General features: G+C 71.0%; 1 protein-coding gene. It reads left to right on the top strand.

Annotated features, from left to right (window positions below):
- Nucleotides 1-1,437, top strand: a 1,437-nt coding sequence (locus ACLF6P_RS29820) for an AMP-binding protein (protein ID WP_415954536.1), incomplete at both ends; no start/stop codon positions are given.

Consider the following 1,437-nt stretch of genomic DNA (forward strand, 5'->3'; position numbering starts at 1 on the left):
ACCACCAAGCCACCCTCACCCCCCACCACCACACCAACCTCGCCACCATCCAACGACACACCGGCCACAACGAACTCTTCGACACCTCCGTCGTGTTCCAGAACTCCCCGTGGGACGAGGACGCGCTGGGCGCCGAGGGCCTCAGGGTGGAACTCACGGACGACGAGAGCGAGGGGTTCACCCACTTCCCGCTGAGCATCGACGCCTTTCCCGGCGACGGCCTCCGGGTGGAGATCAGCTACCGCCCCGATGTCTTCGACGCCGCGCAGGCCGAGCAGTTCGTGGCCCGCGTGGAGGCGCTGCTCACGGTCATGGCGACCGACCCGGGCCGGCTCGTCGGCCGGACCGACGTCCTGCCCGGGCAGGAAATCTCCCACCTGCTGGCCCTGGGCAGCGGGCCGACGGAGCCGGTGCCCGAGCTGACCGTCCCCGAGCTGTTCGAACGCCAGGCGGCCGCCCATCCGGATGTCACCGCCCTCGTCTTCGGGGACCAGCGGCTCACCTTCCGCGAACTGAGCGTGCGCGCCAACCGCGTCGCCCACCGCCTGATCGGTCTCGGGGCGGGTTCCGACGACCCGGTGGCCGTTCCCGTACCCCGGTCCGTCGAGGCGATCGTCGCCGCGCTGGGGGTCATGAAGGCGGGCTGCACCTATCTTCCGGTCGAGCCCTCCTGGCCACCGGAGCGCATCGCGGCGCTCTTCGCCGACGTGCGCCCCTTCGCGGCGCTGACCGTCGCGGACACCCTCGCGCTGGTGCCGGGCGATTACACCTCCCCCGTCCTGCGCCTGGACGAGCCCGATGCCGATGTCCCCTCGCACGACCCCGGCGACACGGACCGGGTGCGGCCGCTGCTGCCCACCCACCTCGCCTACGTCATCCACACGTCCGGCTCCACGGGCCGCCCCAAGGGCGTCGCGGTCACCCACCGCAACCTGGTCAATCTGCACCATGCACAGAACAGCGCCTACATGCTGCCCGCCGTGGCCTCCCTCGGCGGCCGGCGTCTCGCGGTGGCTCTGGTCGCTCCACTCGGGTTCGACGCGGCCTGGGCGGATCTGCTGCGGATGGTGGCCGGGCACGAGCTGCACCTGATCGATGACGCGGTCCGCCAGGACCCAGAGCGTCTGGTCGGCTACTGCACGACGCACCGCATCGACTGCCTGAACCTGACCCCGCTGTACGCCGCGCATCTGGTGTCCGCCGGGCTGCTGCGTTCCCCGGGGCACCTGCCGCGGCTGATCTCGCTCGGCGGCGAGACGGTGGACGAGTCGCTGTGGGCCGAGCTGGGCGCCGCGGGTGTCTTCGCCTACAACCTCTACGGCGCGAGCGAGTGCGCCGTGGACTCCACATGTACCCGGGTATCGGGAGGAATCCGCTCCCGCATCGGCCGTCCGATGGACAACACACAGGTATACGTCCTCGACAACGCCCTGCGCC

The organism is Streptomyces lothianensis, assembly GCF_047779955.1.
Taxonomy (GTDB): Bacteria; Actinomycetota; Actinomycetes; order Streptomycetales; family Streptomycetaceae; genus Streptomyces.